The sequence below is a fragment of the Streptomyces sp. NPDC058326 genome (assembly GCF_042879855.1).
Taxonomy (GTDB): Bacteria; Actinomycetota; Actinomycetes; order Streptomycetales; family Streptomycetaceae; genus Streptomyces.
Genome location: NZ_JBHVZO010000024.1, coordinates 50,772 through 69,658, shown reverse-complemented (window position 1 = coordinate 69,658; position 18,887 = coordinate 50,772). Strand labels below are relative to the sequence as shown.

The window sequence follows — 18,887 nt, the reverse complement described above, 5'->3', positions numbered from 1 at the left end:
TCTAGGGGGTGTCCGGCTTCGCCACCGACAGGGGCTCGGCGATGTCCTCAAGGGAGCGCCGCTCCGCGTTGACCGCCAGGAACGCCGCCACCAGGCCGGCGGCGCACATCAGCCCGGCGCCGATCCGGAACGCGAGGACCGTGTCGCCGACGACGCCCGATTCGGTGAGCTCGGCGAAGACCAGCGGACCGCTGATACCGCCGGCCGCGGTGCCCAGGGCGTAGAAGAAGGCGATGGCCATCGCCCGGGTCTCCATGGGGAAGATCTCGGAGACGGTCAGGTACGCGCTGGAGGCACCGGTCGACGCGAAGAACAGCACCACGCACCAGCACACGGTCAGGGTCGTCGCCGTCAGCGAGCCCCGGCCGAAGAGCCACGCCGTCCCGAACAGGAGCAGGCCCGACAGCAGGTACGTGGAGGAGATCATGATCCGGCGTCCGGCGGTGTCGAAGAGCCTGCCGAGGAGCAGCGGGCCGATGAAGTTGCCCGCCGCGATGACGGCGAAGTAGTACCCGGTGTGTCCGGTCGGCACGTCGAAGAACGTGGTGAGGATGGCGCCGAACCCGAAGGTGATCGCGTTGTAGAGGAAGGCTTGCCCGATGAACAGGGACAGGCTGAGGACCGCGCGGCGCGGATAGCGGGCGAAGACCGTCCTCGCGATGAGACCGAAGCCGATGCTCCTGCGCTGGTGGATCGTGATCTCGCCGGCCGGCGGCGGCAGCGCCTCGCCCTTCTCCCGTTCGATCTCGCGCTCGACCGAGGACACCAGCGTTTCGGCGGCCTCGCCCCGGCCGTGGATGAACTGCCAGCGTGGACTCTCCGGCACATGCCGTCGTACGAGCAGGATGACGAGGCCGAGGACGACGCCCAGGGCGAAGCTGAGCCGCCAGCCGAGGTCCTTCGGGAAGATGTCGGTGTCCAGCATGACGATCGACAGCAGGGCGCCGCCGATGGCGCCGAGCCAGTAGCTGCCGTTGATGATGAGGTCGACCCGGCCCCGGTAGAGGGACGGGATCAGCTCGTCGATCGCCGAGTTGATGGCCGCGTACTCGCCGCCGATGCCGAAGCCGGTGAGGAAGCGGAAGAGGAAGAACCACCAGGACTCGAACGACAGCGCCGTCATCGCCGTCGCGCCGAGGTACACCGCCAGGGTGATCATGAAGAGCTTCTTGCGGCCGTAGCGGTCGGTGAGCCAGCCGAAGAACAGCGCTCCGGAGCAGGCTCCCGCCACGTACAGGGCGGCGGCGATGCCGGTGACCTGCGCGGAGGTGATGTCGAGGCCGCTGCCCTCCTCCGCGAGGCGGCCGGCGACGTTGCCGACGATGGTGACCTCGAGGCCGTCGAGGATCCAGACGGTGCCGAGGCCGATCACGATCATCCAGTGCCACCGTGACCACGGCAGGCGGTCGAGGCGGGCCGGGACCGCCGTGGTGACCGTGCCCGTGTCCGCCGGCACAGGTGCCGGTGCGGAGTCGACTCCCATGGATGGCGCTCCCTTCGTCCGGTCATGCGGCTGCCCGCGTACCCCCGGGACGGGTGGGCATGCCGGGCGCGCCGCTGTCCCAGCTTCGGCGGAGCCGCCGGGGGCGACAACAGCTCCCCGGTTCGGCTCGGCCGTTCGGGGACCTGGGGGGGGAGGGGGCCTGGGGGGTCAGCCGCGTTTCGGCGGGAGGCAGGACAGGGCCGGCGGCCTGCCCTCCGGCCAGGCGATCTGGACGAAGCGCTGGGTCCCGTCCTGGGCCAGTTCCACGATCGGGACCGCCTTGTTGTACGGGTTCCCGTAGTTGTCCAGGCAGATCCAGCCGCTCGCCCCCTGGACCCGCAGCGAGCCCTTGACCTGCGGCCACTGGGTGACGACGTCCGCGAGCTGCGGGTAGGGCGAGCCCTGCGGGGTGGCCTGGCGGATCGCGTGGACCGCCGTCGCCATCGCGTCGTACGCGACGATCGCCTGCCCGTCCGCGAGGGCCACCGGCGTCTTCGAGGCGCGGGCGATGTCCGTCACGAAGGTCGAGTACGCCACCACCGAGCCGCCCGTCGCCGGGACGGGCCGGCCGGGCGCCGGCTTCCAGGCGTCGGGGTGGGCGAGCGCGGCGTACCGCACGGTCAGCTTCGCCTTCAGCGCGTCCCGGTCGAGCTTCTCGTCGGCGCCCAGGTACGAGCCCTCGTCGCCGGTCAGGACCGTGAAGGCGCGCTCGACGCAGCCGCGGGAGCCGAGCGCGTTGATGAACTGGCGCAGCTGGGTGTGGCGGCCTGCGAAGAAGACGGTCTCGGCGCGGGTGTCGCAGATCAGATGGGTGATCTGGCGGAAGGTGTTGGCGGTGGTGCCCTCCGCGGTGGGGTCGGCGGGGGAGGTGAAGAGCGCCGGCTCGTGCGGGGCGCCCTTGAGGTTGGCGGCGAAGGCGGCCTTGAGGGTGTCGGTGTAGTGGTCGCCGGTCCGGGTGTCCTGGACGAGGAAGGCCTTGGCGGCGTCGACCCTGCCGAAGTGGGCGAGGGCCTTCGCCTCGTCGGTGTTGGTGGGGGAGACGCGGGCGAGGCCGGGGTAGCGGTTCCCGGCTCCGGGGCCGTTGGCGATGTCGTCGGCGGTGATGGTGGTGCCGACGACGGCGATCCCGGCTCCGGTGAGGGCGGTCACCGCCTCCCGCATCTCGGTGGAGGAGGTGGCGACGCCGGAGACGGCCCGCAGCCGGTCGGCGGTGTCCGTCATGGTGACGAGCCGGTCGACGGTGGTGCGCCAGTGGGCGTTGCCCTGACCGGTGTTGGCGAGGACGAGCCGGATCCGGGGAGTCTCGTCGTTGGACTCGTGGTTGGCGCGGTACTGGTAGGCGTACGCGCCCTGGAGCTCGTGCAGCACCTTGGTCCGCATGCCGCTGTCGGTGGAGGTCAGCGGCAGGAGGACGGCGACGGTCACGTACGCGTCCGCCGGGAGCGAGGCGTTCTCCTTGCTGATGGCGGCGGCGATGTCGCGGAGTTCGGCGATGCCGAAGTCGTGGCCGCCGCCGTTGACGCCGACGCACTCGTCGCTGCCGGCGGGACGTTCGACGCCGGGGGCGCAGGAACGGTCCTCCGGGGTGGTGAGCCGGGCGACGCCGTAGCCGCCGAGGCCGAGGACGACGGCGGCCGCGACGACCGAGGCGACGAGCTTCTGGCGGGGCGTGCGGACGCGGCGGCGCAGCTGGTCGGTCAGACGGTCGGGCATGGCGTCAGACTCCGTCCTCGCGGCCCGGCGGAAGCGAGAGCTCCCGCCAGGCACGGATGTCGCGCGGCCAGTGGGTGGCCGCGTCCCAGAGCGAACCGCTGCCCGTCAGATGACGGCCGGAGAGCCGGCGCAGCTCGTGCGCGAGGCGGTCGGCCACCTCGTCGTCGGGCAGTGCGAGCGGATCGGTGAGCAGCCATACGGCGTGCAGCAGCCGCCGTACGGACAGGTGGAGTTCGGCCGCGTCGGCGTCGAGCCCCGGCGGCAGCTCCCCGAGCGGCCCCTGGCCGAGGGCGACCGCCCGGCGCGGGTCGGGCCCGGTCCTGTCCCGCTCCCGGGGGCAGGGGGCGGATCCGATGAACCGCAGCCGGCCCAGCCAGCCGAGGACGTCCTGCTCCGGGAACGTCTCCCGCAGATGGGTGACGGCCTCCTCGGTGCGGCCGAGCGCCAGGTCGTGGTGGAGCCGGTACGGGCCGGGCTCGGGCCCGTAGTGCCGGCGGAGGGTCTCGTGGACGGCCTGCCAGGCGGCGTAGTGCGGGTGGTCGCCGTCCTCGAAGCGGAGCCGGTGCAGGAGCAGCGCGCGCAGGAGCGGGTCGGCGACGAAGTGCCCGGGGCCCTCCGGCCAGTCCTCGGAACGCAGCTGGTCCCGTACGCGCAGCGCCACGTCCCCGTCCAGGGACTCGCCCTGGAGCCTGGCGTGGGCGAGCATCCGGGCGGACTCCTCGTCGTGGGCGGCGGCGAGCACCGCGTACGGGCCGGGTCTGCGCACCGGGAGGAGTTCGGTCAGCAGGGTGGGGGCGACGGACACCGGCGGGGTGTCCTCGCGCAGTTCCACGGTCAGGTCGAGCAGCCCGGCCGGGGTGAGCCCGGCCCGCAGGTGCTCCGGGGCCTCTCCGGCGGCCCGGCCGAGGAGCGCCACGCCGAGCGGGCGGCCGCCGGTCAGCCGGTGGACGGCGCGGGCGAGTTCGGGAGGTGTCCGGCCCGCCGGGTCGTGGTGGTCGAAGGCGGAGCGGGTCTGGGCGGGGGAGAGCGGCGTCAGCTCGACGGCGAGGATGCCGGAGCCGACGCTCGTCCCGCGCGGGCACGGCGCCCGGTGCGCGGTTTCCGGCAGCCGGGTCCGGGTGGCGTGCCGCAGCCCCTCGTGCTCGCGGATCCGGGAGGCGGCGAGGACGACGACCCGGTCGCGGCGACCCTCGGCGCGGGCGCGCAGGACCGGTTCGACGAGCTGCCGGCCGAGCGGCTCGTGGGCGTTGTCGAGGAGGATCAGGGGACGTCCTATGCGGCTGCCGCGCCGCAGCCCGGTGTAGGCGTGGAGGAGGTCCTCGGTGAGGGCGCCGACGAGGAAGTCCTCTGCCTCGCGCCGGCGCCGGCCGCCCTGCTCGAAGTCGATCGCGAGCTGCTGGAGACCGGCCTTGCCGTGTCCGCCCGCGTTGCGGTAGCTGCCGTACCAGTTCTCCGAGGTGCGCTGGAGGCGCCCGAAGACCTCTTCGAGGACGGTCTCCACGGTCGCCTCGGCGAGCAGCCCGGCGAGCGGGACGGTGGCCTCGGCGAACCGCGCGGCGAGCTTGGCGAGGACCTTGCCGACCCAGTTCGCGGCCGCGCCCCGGGTCGCGTCGACGGTGGCGAGCAGGGGCCCGAGCCGCAGCAGGTCGCGCCGGGCCCGCTCGTCGTCCTCCCGGGACCAGCCGAGCGAGGCGACGGCCACCAGACCGAGCGAGAGCCGGGGGAACCGCACGGGCCGCGCGCCCAGCACCTTCGGCGACAGCTGGACGGCGAGCTCGGCGAGCGCCCCGGTGACCGGCGTCCAGCCCGGGCCGTGGTCGGCGGGCGGCTCGATGTGCGCGCAGTCGAGCAGGGCGAGCGGGGTGTACCCCTTGTAGCGGTTGCGGACCTCCTTGAGCAGGGCGGTCTTCCCCGTGCCGCGTCCGCCCGTGAACACCGTGACCGGCGGATCGTCCCCGTGCTCGAACGGCACCCGGGCGGCACCGTGCCGCGTGAGGCCGCTGAGCCGCGCGACCAGCCCGGCATCGTGCAGGACCGCCTCGCGGCCGTACAGCTCCCTGTCCACGCCCCGCCACCCCCGTCACAGTCAACTCAAGGATATCGACGGTGTGTTGGGAAAGCGGCCCGCTTTTCGACACTGCTTTCGAGTCGTGGTGAGGGGTGGTGTCATTTCTCCGTGGCGATGGCGTCGAGCTGGGCCCGCAGGTATCCGTGCGACTCGATGCCGTGGATCGTCGTCCCCGGGGTGCACTCGTAGAAGTACACCAGTGACATCAGCTCCTCCGTCGGTACGTCGGCCGGCGGCGGCAGCACCCGGTGCCGTCCCGAACGCCACCGTCCGCCGGTCCAACCGGCCATCAGATCACCGATGTTGACGGTGAAGGCGGCCGGGTCGTACGGCGCGTCCTGCCAGCCGCCGGCGTCGGTGAAGACCTGCAGACCGCCCTTGCCCGCCTCCCGGTCCAGGACGGTGACCGTGCCGAAGTCCGTGTGCGGGCCGATCCGGAACTGACCCGGCTCCGGATCGCCCGTCCGCTCCCGCCCCGGATACCAGTTGATGTTGAAGCCGAAGGTGGGGTGCCCGGTGTGCCGGGTGAAGAAGTCCCGCTCCTCGCCGAGCGCCACGCCGAGCAGGTCGAGGACGCGGTCGGCGAGCGCCTTCATCTGTGCGAGGTAGATCTCCACCAGGGGTCTCAGCTCGGGGACCTCGGCGGGCCAGGTGTTCGGCAGGAACCACTCGGCGTCCACGGCCGGGTCCCCGGTCGGCTCGTCCGCCGCGAAGGAGAGCGACTCCTTCAGGTCGGGCGGGGTCGCCGTACCCTCCGCGTACCCGTTGGCCTCCGCCCCCGGACCGAGCCACCCCCGGCCGCCGACCCGCACGGCGTACGGCTCCTTGAGGGCGGGCGGGAGGTGGAAGAAGGCGCGGGCGACTGCCCGGATCTCGGCCCGGAGTCCCGGGTCGACGCCGTGCCCGGTGACGAGGAGGAACCCGGCGTCGCGCAGGGCGCGGTCGACGGCGGGGAGCTGGGGGGCGGGGTCACGGCGCAGGTCGATGGTGGGAAGCCGCGCTTCACTCATGGCCGATGTCCTCGTTCCACAGCTCCGGACGGTCGGCGATGAACTTCCGCATAAGCGCGACGCATTCGGGGTCGTCGAGCACGAAGACCTCGACGCCGTGCTCCGCCAGCCAGTCGTGCCCGCCGTGGAAGGTCTCCGCCTCACCGACGACCACCCGCGAGATCCCGAACTGCCGGACGAGCCCGGAGCAGTACCAGCAGGGCGAGAGGGTGGTGACCATGGTCGTACCCCGGTACGAGCGCTGCCGGCCGGCCGCCCGGAAGGCGGCGGTCTCCCCGTGCGCGGACGGGTCCCCGTCCTGCACGCGCCGATTGCGCCCGCGCCCGAGCAGCGTCCCGTCGGCCCCGTACAGGGCGGCCCCGATGGGGATCCCGCCCTCGGCGAGCCCGGTGCGGGCTTCGGTGAGGGCGGTGGCGAGCCACCGGCGGGCTTGTTCCTGGTCCATGGCGGAAGCCTTCCCCGGTGGGTCGGTGACATCACACCTGCTGTGGGCCCTTGTCCGCCGGCAGGGGATCGACGACGAACGTGCCCTTGCCGTGAACGGTCAGGATCAGGACTCGCTCCCGCAGGACCCGGGCCGCGCGGCGGACTGTCAGGTACGCGACTCCGTACTCCTCGGCCAGGTCGCGCTCGGCGGGCAGGCGGGCGCCCGGGGCCGGCTCTCCGGCCGCGATCCGGGCGGCGATGTGGTCGGCCACCGCGACGTACACCAGCTGGGGGCCCTGAGGATCGAAGTCGGGGATCTTGCTGCGGTCAGTCACACGACCACCGTGACCGCGCGGGCGACGGCTGGTGGGTGTCGCCGGAGATCGCGGACGCTGTGACCGTGTCCCTGCTGGCCGACGCACTGACGGTCCCGGAGCCGGAGTACAGGTCGCCGCGCTGCGTCATGGGCCGTCACGACCACTGCCGTGACCATGTGCCCCGCGACAGCGGCGTACAAGGAGTCCGTTGTCTCGTATGCGGGTGCGCCTGCCATCCGGCGGCCCCTACCCGGCTCTGACGCCCCGGACGAGCAGAGTCCCTGTCCGCTTCCCTGCCGGAGGCGCGAGCACCTCGGCCGTCACGTCCGTGAACCCGGCCCGCTGGAGGATCTCCGTCCAGCGGCCGCGTTCGTAGTCCCAGCGCTTCACGTACAGGGGCTCCGCCCCCTTCTCCGGCGGCTGCACCTGGGACGCCTGCGGTCCGTAGCAACCCGCCAGGGCCGGGGGGGTGTGGGAGAACGCGTAGACGCCGCCAGGCGCGAGGCGGGCGTGCACCAAGGGCAGCAGTTCGGCGGGATCGGTGAACCAGGCGGCTCCGAAGACCGAGCAGACGGCCGTGAACTCGTCCTCGCCTGCCGCGAGGAACTCCTCGGCCGTCTGCTGCCTCACGTCGAGGTGTGGCCAGCGTTCACGCGCTTTGGCCACCTGCACGGGCGAGATGTCCACGCCGACCGCTTCGGCCCCCAGTGCGACCAGGTGAGCGAGGTTACCGCCGCTGCCGCAGCCCAGGTCGAGGACCCGCGCGCCGGGGATGTCACCGAGGATCGTCTCGTCGGGCCCGTGGTCGGGCCACTGCGTCCAGTTGAACCACGTCATGGCCCCAGCGGCGTTCGTCTCCCTGCGTCCCGGCCTGACCGCACCCCACACGTCCCACGTGCCGGCGTCCTGTTCGCGCACCTTCGTCCTTTCGCATGCGGAGAGCCCGCCCGTCGACCCGAGGGGCGAGGGGCGGGCGGTGCTGCTGTGCCTACTTCTTGCCGCCCACCGGGCTGTCCGTGCAGCCCGAGTGGCACTGCGTGCAGTCGGCGGCGTCGGGCCACAGCTCCTGGTCCACGCCGCAGCCTGCCGCACGGATGGCGGCCACGGTGCGATTCCGGGCCACCTCGGGGCCGCCCGTCCAGGTGGCGTCGGGAACGCCCGGGCGGTTGAGCCTCGGTGGCTCAGGCTTCGATCTGAATCCAGGTGTCCCCGGCACGGAGCCAGAGGACACCGTCGCGGCCCTGAGCGCAGCGCATCACTACCGGTCCCGGTAGGCGCAGCTTCTCCTGGGCGGTGATCACCCAGGCGTCGTCGACGAGCTCCGCGCGGCTCAGCTCGACGTCGGGACGGTTGTGGAACCGGTGGCTGAGGAGCATCCGGGTGCCGCGGACGGCGATGCCGTCGGTGTCTCTCAGGGGGTTGCGGTAGGTGGTGACGTCGCCGGTGGCGGGATCGACTCGGGACAGGAAGGCGCCCTTGTGGCTGTACCAGGCGAGCCAGGCGGCGGCCCCCTCGGTGGCGCCCGCGCTTCCGCCGAGGGGCCATACGGGGAGCCGCCCCTCAGGGCCCCAGGTGTGGGTACCGTCGGTGTCCCAGCGGGCCAGGCCGGCGCTGCTCTCCGGGTGGTCCCCGTAGATGCCCTCGTCACCGTACGAGGCCCAGATGCCGCCGTCGCGGTCGGTGATGAGGTAGTCGATGTCGTCGCCGATGCAGAAGTGACTCACCGGGTATCCCCCGGGGGAGTGCACCACCGCGTTCCTCTCCCAGCTCCCGTTCTGATCCCGGCGTGTACGGCCTGACACCAGCAGAAAACGTGACCACGAGAGCAGGGCCAGGCGGTTGGTTCCCGCGTCTATGCCGGTTACGGGGGTTCGGCGTTCGATCCCGTCCGAGACCACGACCAACACGCCGTCACACGGAGCCGCCACACTCCATCCGATCCATCCCTTGACGTACGGGGAACGGCGCAGGTTCCGTTCCTGGATCAGCATCACCGCGAGTTCGTTGCCCGGTCCGACGCTCCACCACAGCGCCCGCCATCCGGCTCGGGCGTCCTCGGCGGGCAAGCTCCACACGACAGGCAGTTCGCCAGGCGTCATCGGCATTCACCTTTTGGACTCCAGGATCCGACGGCGCCCGAAGGAATCCACGTTACCGGGCACACCGAAACGCCCCTTGGCCGGCCGGTGTCCTCACACGCCGGCCCCGGCGCCCACCTCATAAGGGAACCGCGCCGCCGGCGTCTCGCTCTCGAAGAAGGTCTTCGCCCGCAGCATCGCCCCCTCGTCGGCGCGGACGCGGCCCGGGCGGGAGCCCGTGCCCGTCAGGACGCCGCCGAAGCGCATGCGGAGGTAGGCCGCCGTGTGGTTCAGGGTGGTCGTCAGGGCGTCCCCGACGACGTGGTCGTCGTCCGCCATGGCCGTCACGCCCCACAGCGTCCGGCCCTCCATCCGCCGCTTGAAGTCCAGGTCCGGTACGTCCAGCCAGCCCGACCAGTAGTCGAGGTAGCGCTTGGTCTGCGCGGAGAGGGTGTACCAGTACAGGGGCGAGGCTATGACGATGTCGGTGGCCTCCAGCGTCGCCTGCCGCAGCAGTTCCTCGTTCTCGTCGACCGGCCGGCCGGCGTCCTCGTGCCGGCCGTCCTGGAAGTCGGGCAGCGCCAGCCGGTTCAGGTCCACCCAGCGCTGCGGGATCCCGGCGGGCAGCTGCGCGGCGGCCGCGCGGGCGAGGATCTCCGTGTTGCCGTCGGAGCGGGAGCTGCCGAGGACGAAGAGGAACGAGCGGTCCGGGGCGGCGCCTGTCGTGCCGAGGGTCATGTCTGCTCCGGTGTCTGGGGTGTTCCGGTGCCAACTTCCTCCACGCCGACGCTATTCCGGCCCCCATCGGCTCCGCCGATCGCCCCCATCGGGAAGACCCTCCACTGGCTCGTGGACCCGCTCCTGGCCCGTCCGTAGCGTCGTTCCCATGAGAAACGAGACCAGGGGAACCGTCGAACTCACCCTCGCCATGGTGCTCTCCGGCACCCTCGGCGTCTTCGTCGTCGAGTCCGGCGCCTCACCGTTCGAGGTGGTGTTCTTCCGGTGCCTCTTCGGGGCCCTCGCGCTCGGGGCGTACAGCCTCGTCCGGGGGTTCTTCACCGGGCACGGGTTCACCGCGAGGAAGCTGGGCCTCGCCGCCCTCGGTGGTGCCTTCATCGTCTTCAACTGGGTGTTCCTCTTCGAGGCCTATGAAGCCACCTCGATCTCCCTCGCCACCGTCGTCTACCACACCCAGCCGTTCTTCCTCGTGCTGCTCGGGGCGGTGCTCACGCGGGAGCGGATATCCGCCGGCAAGCTGGGATGGCTCGCCCTCGCCTTCGTCGGGCTCGTCCTCGTCTCCGGTGTACGGCCCGGGGAGACCGCCTCCCTCAAGGGGCTCGGCTTCGCGCTCGCCGCCGCCGTGCTCTACGCCCTCGCGACCTTCGTCACCAAGCGGATCACCGGCGTACGGCCCCATCTCGTCGCCCTCGTCCAGGTGCTCGTCGGACTTCCGCTGCTGCTGCCCTTCGCCGACTTCGGCGCCGCCGCCGGTCTCGGGAGCGGCTGGGCCTGGCTCGTGGGCCTCGGGATCGTTCACACCGGGCTCATGTACGTGCTCATGTACGCGGCCTACGCCAAGCTGCCCACCGCCAAGATCGCCGTCCTCGCCTTCACCTACCCCGCCGTCGCCATGGGCGTCGACTGGGCGGTGTACGGGCACCACATCGGGCTCGTCCAGGCGCTCGGCGTCCCGCTGATCGTCCTCGCCAGCCTCAAGGTCACCCTCGCTGCTCGGACACCAGCCGCCGCGCCTGCTCCACGAACAGCCGGACATGCGCCGGAAGCCGCTTCCCCCGCCGCCACGCGAGCTGCGTGAAGAGGGTGAAGGGGGCCTCCCAGGCCAGTTCCACGAGTGCCCCGGTCGCCAGCTCCCCGGAGACGGCGACCCTCGGCAGCAGTGCCACCCCGAGGCCCGCCGCCACCCCGCGCTTCGTCGCCTCGATCGTGCCGAACTCCATGAACGGCGGCGCCCACTCCCGCAGCTCCGCCTCGAACAGATCGCGGTACGGGCAGCCGGGTTCCGTGCCCACCAGCTGGGCGCCCGCCAGGTCCATGGCCGTCAGGGCCGTACGCCCCACCAGGGGGTGGTCCGGGCCCGCCACCAGGACCAGCGGCTCGGGCGCGAGGACCTCCGTCTCCAGGCCCTCGTGCTCCGTCTCCGGCTCCATCAGGAAGCCGACGTCGTACGTGCCCTGCCGCAGCGCCTGCCGGGTCTCGTCGCCGAGCGTGGGCCGCAGCGTCAGCCGCACCCCCGGGTAGCGGTGGTGGAAGTACTCCAGGAGCGGCGGCAGCCGGTAGGAGGTGAGGGACTCCATCGTGCCCACCGCGATCGTGCCCGAGGGTTCCGCGGTGACCTCGACCGCCGTACGGGCCTCCTCCGCGAGGTCCGCCATCCGGCGCGCGTACGGAAGGAGCCGCTCGCCCGCCTCGGTGAGCCGGATCCGGCTGCCGAGCCGCTCGAACAGCTCCACGCCGAGCGAGGCCTCCAGGGAGCGGATCTGGCCGGTGACACTGGACTGGGCGTAGCCGAGGTCGGCCGCCGCGCGGGTGAAGGAGAGGACGTCGGCGACCTTCTCGAAGGTGGCCAGGAGCCGCAGCTCCATCACTGGTCCTTGTCGCCGTCCTGTTCGCGCTTCTTCAGCTCCTCCTCGCGGCGCAGCTCCGCCTCCAGCTCGTCGAGGACGGACTCGTCGGCCCTGTCGGACTCCTCGGACCCGCCGGGCCCACCGCTCTTCTTCTCGTCCTTGAGCGACTTCAGGAACTCGGGGTTGTCGTCGGGGGCGACCCAGCCGCCCGCACCGCCCCGGGTCCTCGGACGGCGGTTCTTGCCCGCGGCGATCCAGCCGACCGCGCCGACCACCGAGAACAGCAGGATCACGATGGCCCAGACCGGCTTGGGAAGGTGCTTGACCTCTTCCTCCGGGGTGTTCAGGCAGTCGATGAAGGCGTAGATCATCAGCGCCAGCGGCAGGATGAACAGCAGCGCCCTGAGCATGTGGGAGAGCCCCCTGGAAGCGGTGGCGGGGGCGCGCTACGGCGGCCCCGGTGACACCTCCAGGGTAGCCGGTGACCGATACTTGCCCCTATGGCTTACGACGATCTCCGCTCGCTGCTCAGGGCCCTCGAGCGCGAAGGCGACCTCAAGCGCATCAAGGCCGAAGTCGACCCGTACCTGGAGGTCGGGGAGATCGTCGACCGGGTGAACAAGGCGGGAGGGCCCGCGCTCCTCTTCGAGAACGTCAAGGGCTCCTCGATGCCCCTCGCCATGAACGTCTTCGGGACGGACCGCCGGCTGCTCAAGGCCCTCGGCCTGAAGTCGTACGGCGAGATCAGCGAGAAGATCGGCGGGCTGCTCAAGCCGGAGCTGCCGCAGGGCTTCGTCGGTGTCCGGGAGGCCTTCGGCAAGCTGGGCTCGATGGTCCACATCCCGCCGAAGAAGGTGAAGTCGGACGACGCCCCCGTGCAGGAGGTGGTGCTCACCGGCGACGACGTCGATCTCGACCGGCTGCCCGCGCTCTTCACCTGGCCCAAGGACGGCGGCTCCTTCTTCAACCTGGGCCTCACCCACACCAAGCACCCGGAGACCGGGGTGCGGAACCTCGGCCTCTACCGGCTCCAGCGGCACGACAAGCGCACGATCGGCATGCACTGGCAGATCCACAAGGACAGCCGGAACCACTACGCGGTCGCGGCGGAGCGGGGCGAGCGGCTGCCGGTCGCCATCGCGTTCGGCTGCCCGCCGGCCGTCACGTACGCCTCGACGGCCCCGCTGCCGGGCGACATCGACGAGTACCTGTTCGCCGGCTTCGTGCAGGGCAAGCGGATCGAGATGGTCGACTGCAAGACCGTCCCGCTCCAGGTCCCGGCGAACGCCGAGGTCGTCATCGAGGGGTGGCTCGAGCCCGGCGAGATGCTGCCCGAGGGGCCCTTCGGCGACCACACCGGCTTCTACACCCCGCAGGAGCCCTTCCCCGCGCTGAAGATCGACTGTGTGACCATGCGGAAGCGTCCGCTGCTCCAGTCGATCGTCGTCGGCCGGCCCCCGACCGAGGACGGTCCGCTGGGCCGCGCGACGGAGCGTTTCTTCCTGCCGCTCCTCAAGATCATCGTGCCGGACATCGTCGACTACCACCTGCCGGAGTCGGGCGGCTTCCACAACTGCGCGATCGTCTCGATCGACAAGAAGTACCCGAAGCACGCGCAGAAGGTCATGCACGCCATCTGGGGCGCGCACATGATGTCGCTGACCAAGCTGATCATCGTGGTCGACAAGGACTGCGACGTCCACGACCTGCACGAGGTGTCCTGGCGGGCCCTCGGCAACACCGACTACGCCCGGGACCTCACGGTCGTCGAGGGCCCGGTGGACCACCTCGACCACGCCTCCTACCAGCAGTTCTGGGGTGGCAAGGCGGGCATCGACGCCACCAAGAAGCTCCCCGAGGAGGGCTACACCCGGGACGGCGGCTGGCCGGACATGGTCGAGTCGGACCCGGCGACGGCCGCCCTCGTGGACCGTCGCTGGAAGGAGTACGGCCTGTGACCACGGCCGCCGTACCGGGCGCCCGGCCGGGGCGTACGAAGGCGTTCCTGAGGCTCGTGATGATCGAGCACTCGGTCTTCGCGCTGCCCTTCGCGTACACCGCCTCGCTCACCGCGATGTACCAGACGGACAAGAACATCCACTGGTGGACGCTCTTCCTCGTCACCGTCTGCATGGTGGGCCTGCGGACCTTCGCCATGGCCTGCAACCGGATCATCGACCGCGAGATCGACGCCCGTAATCCCCGGACCGCCAACCGTGAGCTGGTGACCGGCGCGGTGTCCGTGCGCTCCGCGTGGACCGGGGCCGGGATCGCCGTCGTCGTCTTCCTCGGTGCCGCCGCCCTGCTCAACCCGCTCTGCCTGGCGCTCGCGCCGCTCGCCGTCATCCCGATGGTCGTCTATCCGTACGGCAAGCGGTTCACCAACTTCCCGCACGCCATCCTGGGGCTCGCCCAGGCGATCGGGCCGATCGGCGCCTGGATCGCGGTGACCGGTGAGTGGTCCTGGGACGCGGTGATCCTGGGCCTCGCGGTGGGCGTCTGGATCGGCGGCTTCGACCTGATCTTCGCCTGCCAGGACGTGCGGGCGGACCGGGCCCACGGCGTGCTCTCCGTCCCGGCCCGCTTCGGCATCCCGGCCGCGCTGTGGGGCGCCCGTGCCTCCGCGGTCGTCACCACGGGGCTGCTCGTCTGGTACGCCCTCGCGACCGGCGCCGGTCTCTTCTTCTGGACCGGTCTGGTGATCGTGGCGGCCGCCTTCTGCTACGAGCACTCGATCGTGAGGCCACACGACCTGTCCCGGCTGAACCGGGCGTTCTTCACGACGAACGGCTTCATCGGGATCACCCTGTTCGTGTGCGCGTCGATCGACCTGCTGGTGCGTGGCCTGGCGGTGTGATCAGGGGGTGAGGGCGGGCCGTCGGCGGGCGGGGCGGAAGAGGAAGGCCGTGCCCGCACCGGCCACCAGGCCGACGAGGTGGGCCTGCCAGCTGACGGTGGTGTTGGCGGGGGAGATGCCGAGCAGGATGCCGCCGCCCCAGATGGCGGCGACCGTCACTCCGACGGCGATGCCGAGGAGCCTGCGCTCCACGAAGCCGCGGACGACGAGATGGCCGAAGAGGCCGAAGACCAGTCCGGACGCGCCCGCGGTGATCGAGTCCGACGGGGAGATCAGCCAGACGCCGACGCCGTCGGCGACGATGATCAGCGCGCAGACGGCGAGGAAGCGGCGGATGCCGCCGAGTGCCGCGAAGAAGCCGAAGACGAGCAGCGGGACGCTGTTGGAGGCGACGTGCCCGAAGCCGAAGTGCAGGAACGGCGCCGCGAGGATCCCGCCCAGGCCGTCCGGGTCACGGGCGACGATGCCGTACGCGTCGAGCGCGTGACCGGTGGCGTGGTCGACGGCTTCGAGGGCCCAGAGGGCCGTCACCCAGACGAGCATGATCTTGGCGGCGGCCTTGGCCCGGTCGGCCGAGCTCCACTCGCCGGTGCGCGGATCGGTCATCGTGGCCCCCTGCTGTCGTGCCTCCCCCCGGAGACGTCCGGGACACCTTACTCAGTCCCGTCGTCGGCGGCCGGATAGGCTCGTCGGCGTGGAGCAGGCAGAGAAGCAGCAGCGTCGTCCCTGGATCGTGGGGGTTTCCGGGGCGTCGGGGACCCCGTACGCCGCCGCCGTGCTGAGGGGGCTGCTCGCCGCGGGGGAGAGCGTCGACCTCGTGGTGTCGCGGGCCTCGCGGCTCACGCTGCTCGACGAGACGGGGATCTCCTTCCGGGACGCGCACTGGCGCGAGGACCTGGAGACCTGGCTGGCGCGGGGCGCGGACGGGAAGCCCGGCACGTTCACGGTCGACGTGGGCGACGTGCGGTACTGGGCGGCTGGTGATCTGGCCGCGGGGCCGTCCTCCGGCTCGTACCCGGCGAAGGGGATGCTGGTGGTGCCGGCCTCGACCGCCGCGGTGGCGGGGGTGGCGCTGGGGCTTTCGAAGGACCTGCTGCAGCGGGTCGCGAGCGTGACGCTGAAGGAGCGGCGGCCGCTGGTGGTCGCCGTGCGGGAGACCCCGCTGAACGGTCAGACGCTCAAGCACATGGTGACGCTGGACGAGGCGGGCGCCGTGGTGCTGCCCGCCTCTCCGGCGTTCTACGCGGGGGCGACGCACATCCAGGATCTGGTGGACTTCGTCGCCGGGCGGGTGCTCGACGCGGCAGGTGTGCCGCACCGGCTGTACCGCCGTTGGGAGGGAGAGCTCGGTGGCGCGACCCCCCGGTCGGGTGAGCGTTCTGATTAGCGCTTCTTGGCGTGCTTCTTGGCGGCACGCTTCGAGGCGGCGGTGGGCTGGTGGGCACGCGAGCGGTTGGCCAGGTCCTGCAGCTCGCGCATACGGGCGTAGGCCATCTCGATCGTGTACACGGTGAACACCACTCCTGAAAGATCGTCTTTGATCTGCTGAAAGATTCACAGGGTGTCGACCCCTGTGTACCTTAGATTCTATACCTAAACTCGCGGTATCGCTGGACAATGGAAGGCTTCATACCTATGGACGCCGTGGACAGGCAGCTCATCCAGGCTCTGCGCGAGAACGGTCGTGCCTCGTACGCCGAGCTCGGCCGGCTCGTCGGGCTCTCCGGCCCCTCCGTCACCGACCGCATCAACCGACTTGAGGCAGCCGGAGTCATCACCGGCTACCGCGCCACCGTCGACGCCGCCTCGCTCGGCCTCGGCGTCACCGCCCTCATCGGCATCTCCCTCTCCGACGCCGCCGACCACGAGGACGTGGCCCGCCGCCTCAAGGACCTCGCCGAGATCGAGGACTGCTGGTTCATCGCCGGCGACGACTCCTTCATGCTCAAGGTGCGAGCCAACGACGTCGACGGCCTGGAGAAGACCATCCGCCGCCTCAGCGGCACCAAGGGCGTCTCCCGCACCCGGACGACCATCGTGCTCTCCACGAAGTGGGAGAACCGGGTCGGGGAGCTGCCCGAAGAGGGCTGACAGAACGGCTGAGAGTACGGTGGACGAAGTCTGATTTCGGAGAAAAGGGAGGCGGCCGCACATGGACGCTGGGCTCAAGCGCGACCTTGAGCAGAAGGTCCGGGACGGTGAGCGGCTGAGCCGTGAGGACGGCATCGCCCTGTACGAGTCCGACGACCTCGCCTGGCTCGGCGGTCTGGCCCACGAGGTCAGGACCCGCAAGAACGGCGACGTGGTCCACTTCAATGTCAACCGGCATCTGAACATGACCAACGTCTGCACCGCCTCCTGCGCCTACTGCTCCTTCCAGCGCAAGCCGGGCGAGAAGGACGCGTACACCATGCGCATCGAGGAGGCCGTGCGCCTCGCGAAGGCCATGGAGAACGAGAACCTCACCGAGCTCCACATCGTCAACGGGCTCCACCCCAACCTGCCCTGGCGGTACTACCCGCGCTCCCTCTCCGAGCTCAAGAAGGCCCTGCCGAACGTCTCGCTGAAGGCCTTCACCGCCACCGAGATCCACCACTTCGAGACGATCTCCGGGATGTCGGCCTCCGACATCCTCGACGAGCTCATCGAAGCCGGTCTGGAGTCGCTGACCGGCGGCGGCGCCGAGATCTTCGACTGGGAGGTCCGGCAGCACATCGTGGACCACCGCACCCACTGGGAGGACTGGTCCCGGATCCACCGCCTCGCCCACGAGAAGGGGCTCAAGACCCCCTCGACCATGCTGTACGGGCACATCGAGGAGCCCCGGCACCGCGTCGACCACGTGCTGCGGCTGCGTGAGCTCCAGGACGAGACCGGCGGCTTCCAGGTCTTCATCCCGCTGCGCTACCAGCACGACTTCGTCGACATGCGGGACGGCAAGATCCGCAACAAGCTCCAGGCGCGCACCACGATGGCGACCGGCGCCGAGGCCCTGAAGACCTTCGCGGTCTCCCGGCTGCTCTTCGACAACGTGCCGCACGTCAAGGTCTTCTGGGTCATGCACGGCGTCCAGACGGCGCAGCTGGCGCTCCAGCACGGTGCCGACGACATGGACGGCTCGGTCGTCGAGTACAAGATCACGCACGACGCCGACAACTACGGCACGCCGAACAAGCTGGGCCGCGAGGACCTGCTCGAACTCATCCGGGACGCGGGCTTCCGGCCCGTCGAGCGGAACACCCGGTACGAGATCATCCGCGAGTACCCGGGACCGGACGCGGGACTGCGGGAGACGCCGCAGGCGATGCGGGTCTGACGGACCGACAGCACACGCACGGCAAGGGCCGGCGGGGAGTTCCCGCCGGCCCGTCTCCGTTCCTCCCCCGCGTGCCCGGTACGCCCGTACGCCCTGTCAGGCCTCAGGCCCCCGTGCGCTCCACCGGGATCCACAGCTCCGCCCGTGCCGTCGTCCAGTCCGCCGAGGGACGGACGCTCAGCAGCTCGGGGCCGGGCCGGCTCGCGTACGGGTTGGAGGGGAACCACTGCGTGAAGACGTCCCGCCACAGGTACTGGATCGCCGTCGGCAGCGGCCCCTCGTTCTCGAAGACGGCCCAGGTGCCGGCCGGCACGTCGAGCGCGTCGAACTCCTGAGGCACCTCGGCGCCGCTGACGACCCCGTGCCAGTAGTCGAGCTCGGCGCCCTCCTCCCGGCTCTCCGAGAGGTGCGTGACCGCCGAGACGACGCCCCCCGGCTCCCCGTCCGAGAGGCGGGCGAGCCGGTCGAGGGCCTCCTGGCCGATGGACCTGATGTGCGCGGCGATCGCCGGGTTCTCCCCCTCGTGGACGAGGGGGACCCGGGCTCCGCGCCCGACGACCCGGAAGGCTTCCTTCTCCACGACCCTGTACCGCATGGTGCTGTTCCCTTCGACGACGAGGCGGAAGGACATCCGCGGCTGGGAGCGCAGCGCCGCCCCGGTACGGCGGGCCTCGCCGGGGCCGACGCCGTGCACCGCGCGGAACGCGCGGGCGAAGGCCTCCCCGGAGCCGTAGCCGTACCGGACCGCGATCTCCAGGAGCGTCCGCTCCCCGGCGAGCACCTCGGCGCCCGCGACGGTGAGCCGCCTGCGGCGTACGTACTCCGACAGGGGCATCCCCGCGAGCGCCGAGAACAGCCGCCGGAAGTGGTACTCGGAGGTCGTCGCGATCCTGGCGAGCCCGGCCGGGTCGAGGTCGCCGTGGAGGCGCTCCTCGATGTGGTCGAGTGCCTGGTTGAGCCGCTCCAGCACGTGGTCCGTCCTTCCTTTTCCGTGCCTTCACCGTAGGAAGGGGCGGGGGGCGCGGACCCGACTT

The 18,887-nt window shown here is 71.3% G+C and carries 20 protein-coding genes; 6 read left to right on the top strand and 14 right to left on the bottom strand.

Annotated features, from left to right (window positions below):
- Position 1 precedes the first annotated feature (1 nt).
- The 9 genes from ACFVYX_RS32085 to ACFVYX_RS32045 form a co-directional block, all read right to left on the bottom strand.
- Positions 2–1,483 carry an MFS transporter gene (locus ACFVYX_RS32085; RefSeq protein WP_389685001.1) on the bottom strand — a complete coding sequence of 494 codons (1,482 nt, stop codon included), beginning with the start codon at positions 1,481–1,483 and terminating at the stop codon, positions 2–4.
- Between the two features lie 168 nt (positions 1,484–1,651).
- Positions 1,652–3,196 (bottom strand): ABC transporter substrate-binding protein, encoded by a 1,545-nt coding sequence (locus ACFVYX_RS32080; RefSeq protein ID WP_389685000.1) that lies wholly within the window; start codon positions 3,194–3,196, stop codon positions 1,652–1,654.
- Positions 3,197–3,200: 4 nt separating this feature from the next.
- Positions 3,201–5,261 carry a hypothetical protein gene (locus ACFVYX_RS32075; protein ID WP_389684999.1) on the bottom strand — a complete coding sequence of 687 codons (2,061 nt, stop codon included), beginning with the start codon at positions 5,259–5,261 and terminating at the stop codon, positions 3,201–3,203.
- A 101-nt stretch (positions 5,262–5,362) separates the two neighbouring features.
- Positions 5,363–6,274 (bottom strand): isopenicillin N synthase family dioxygenase, encoded by a 912-nt coding sequence (locus ACFVYX_RS32070; RefSeq protein WP_389684998.1) that lies wholly within the window; start codon positions 6,272–6,274, stop codon positions 5,363–5,365.
- Positions 6,267–6,719 (bottom strand): nucleoside deaminase, encoded by a 453-nt coding sequence (locus ACFVYX_RS32065; RefSeq protein ID WP_389684997.1) that lies wholly within the window; start codon positions 6,717–6,719, stop codon positions 6,267–6,269. The genes ACFVYX_RS32070 and ACFVYX_RS32065 overlap by 8 nt, the downstream gene beginning before the upstream one ends.
- A gap of 31 nt (positions 6,720–6,750) precedes the next feature.
- Positions 6,751–7,035 carry a GntR family transcriptional regulator gene (locus tag ACFVYX_RS32060; RefSeq protein WP_389684996.1) on the bottom strand — a complete coding sequence of 95 codons (285 nt, stop codon included), beginning with the start codon at positions 7,033–7,035 and terminating at the stop codon, positions 6,751–6,753.
- Positions 7,036–7,263: 228 nt separating this feature from the next.
- Positions 7,264–7,854 carry a class I SAM-dependent methyltransferase gene (locus ACFVYX_RS32055; RefSeq protein WP_389684995.1) on the bottom strand — a complete coding sequence of 197 codons (591 nt, stop codon included), beginning with the start codon at positions 7,852–7,854 and terminating at the stop codon, positions 7,264–7,266.
- Between the two features lie 344 nt (positions 7,855–8,198).
- Positions 8,199–8,741, bottom strand: a complete 543-nt coding sequence (locus ACFVYX_RS32050) for a hypothetical protein (protein WP_389684994.1) — start codon at positions 8,739–8,741, stop codon at positions 8,199–8,201.
- A 468-nt stretch (positions 8,742–9,209) separates the two neighbouring features.
- Entirely contained in the window at positions 9,210–9,833 is a 624-nt protein-coding gene (locus ACFVYX_RS32045) for a flavodoxin family protein (protein ID WP_389684993.1), read from the bottom strand.
- A 148-nt stretch (positions 9,834–9,981) separates the two neighbouring features.
- Between ACFVYX_RS32045 and ACFVYX_RS32040 the strand changes: the two genes are divergently transcribed.
- A complete protein-coding gene (locus ACFVYX_RS32040) occupies positions 9,982–10,911 on the top strand; it encodes a DMT family transporter (RefSeq protein ID WP_389684992.1) in 930 nt (309 codons plus the stop codon).
- On the opposite strand, the gene ACFVYX_RS32035 is transcribed toward ACFVYX_RS32040, so the two are convergent.
- Complete coding sequence (locus ACFVYX_RS32035; RefSeq protein WP_389684991.1) at positions 10,814–11,698, bottom strand: LysR family transcriptional regulator; 885 nt, start codon at positions 11,696–11,698, stop codon at positions 10,814–10,816. The genes ACFVYX_RS32040 and ACFVYX_RS32035 overlap by 98 nt on opposite strands.
- Complete coding sequence (locus tag ACFVYX_RS32030; RefSeq protein ID WP_389684990.1) at positions 11,698–12,090, bottom strand: PLD nuclease N-terminal domain-containing protein; 393 nt, start codon at positions 12,088–12,090, stop codon at positions 11,698–11,700. Before ACFVYX_RS32030 ends, ACFVYX_RS32035 begins: the two co-directional genes overlap by 1 nt.
- Before the next feature lie 90 nt (positions 12,091–12,180).
- Here ACFVYX_RS32030 and ACFVYX_RS32025 point away from each other — a divergent pair, with 90 nt between their 5' ends.
- Both ACFVYX_RS32025 and mqnP read left to right on the top strand, forming a co-directional pair.
- A complete protein-coding gene (locus ACFVYX_RS32025) occupies positions 12,181–13,638 on the top strand; it encodes a menaquinone biosynthesis decarboxylase (protein ID WP_389684989.1) in 1,458 nt (485 codons plus the stop codon).
- Positions 13,635–14,537 (top strand): menaquinone biosynthesis prenyltransferase MqnP, encoded by a 903-nt coding sequence (gene mqnP / locus ACFVYX_RS32020; RefSeq protein ID WP_389684988.1) that lies wholly within the window; start codon positions 13,635–13,637, stop codon positions 14,535–14,537. Before ACFVYX_RS32025 ends, mqnP begins: the two co-directional genes overlap by 4 nt.
- Here the strand turns inward: mqnP and ACFVYX_RS32015 are convergent, their stop codons facing one another.
- On the bottom strand, positions 14,538–15,143 hold the full coding sequence (locus ACFVYX_RS32015; protein WP_389684987.1) for a rhomboid family intramembrane serine protease: 606 nt from the start codon (positions 15,141–15,143) through the stop codon (positions 14,538–14,540).
- Between the two features lie 88 nt (positions 15,144–15,231).
- Between ACFVYX_RS32015 and ACFVYX_RS32010 the strand changes: the two genes are divergently transcribed.
- Positions 15,232–15,924 carry a UbiX family flavin prenyltransferase gene (locus ACFVYX_RS32010; RefSeq protein ID WP_389684986.1) on the top strand — a complete coding sequence of 231 codons (693 nt, stop codon included), beginning with the start codon at positions 15,232–15,234 and terminating at the stop codon, positions 15,922–15,924.
- Here ACFVYX_RS32010 and ACFVYX_RS32005 read toward each other — a convergent pair.
- Positions 15,921–16,058, bottom strand: a complete 138-nt coding sequence (locus ACFVYX_RS32005; RefSeq protein WP_329853089.1) for a hypothetical protein — start codon at positions 16,056–16,058, stop codon at positions 15,921–15,923. The genes ACFVYX_RS32010 and ACFVYX_RS32005 overlap by 4 nt on opposite strands.
- A 114-nt stretch (positions 16,059–16,172) precedes the next feature.
- Between ACFVYX_RS32005 and ACFVYX_RS32000 the strand changes: the two genes are divergently transcribed.
- On the top strand, positions 16,173–16,628 hold the full coding sequence (locus ACFVYX_RS32000; RefSeq protein ID WP_017241016.1) for an Lrp/AsnC family transcriptional regulator: 456 nt from the start codon (positions 16,173–16,175) through the stop codon (positions 16,626–16,628).
- Positions 16,629–16,689: 61 nt separating this feature from the next.
- Entirely contained in the window at positions 16,690–17,853 is a 1,164-nt protein-coding gene (gene mqnE, locus ACFVYX_RS31995; RefSeq protein ID WP_389684985.1) for an aminofutalosine synthase MqnE, read from the top strand.
- A gap of 103 nt (positions 17,854–17,956) precedes the next feature.
- Here mqnE and ACFVYX_RS31990 read toward each other — a convergent pair whose 3' ends face one another.
- A complete protein-coding gene (locus ACFVYX_RS31990) occupies positions 17,957–18,823 on the bottom strand; it encodes a GyrI-like domain-containing protein (protein ID WP_389684984.1) in 867 nt (288 codons plus the stop codon).
- Positions 18,824–18,887 lie beyond the last annotated feature (64 nt).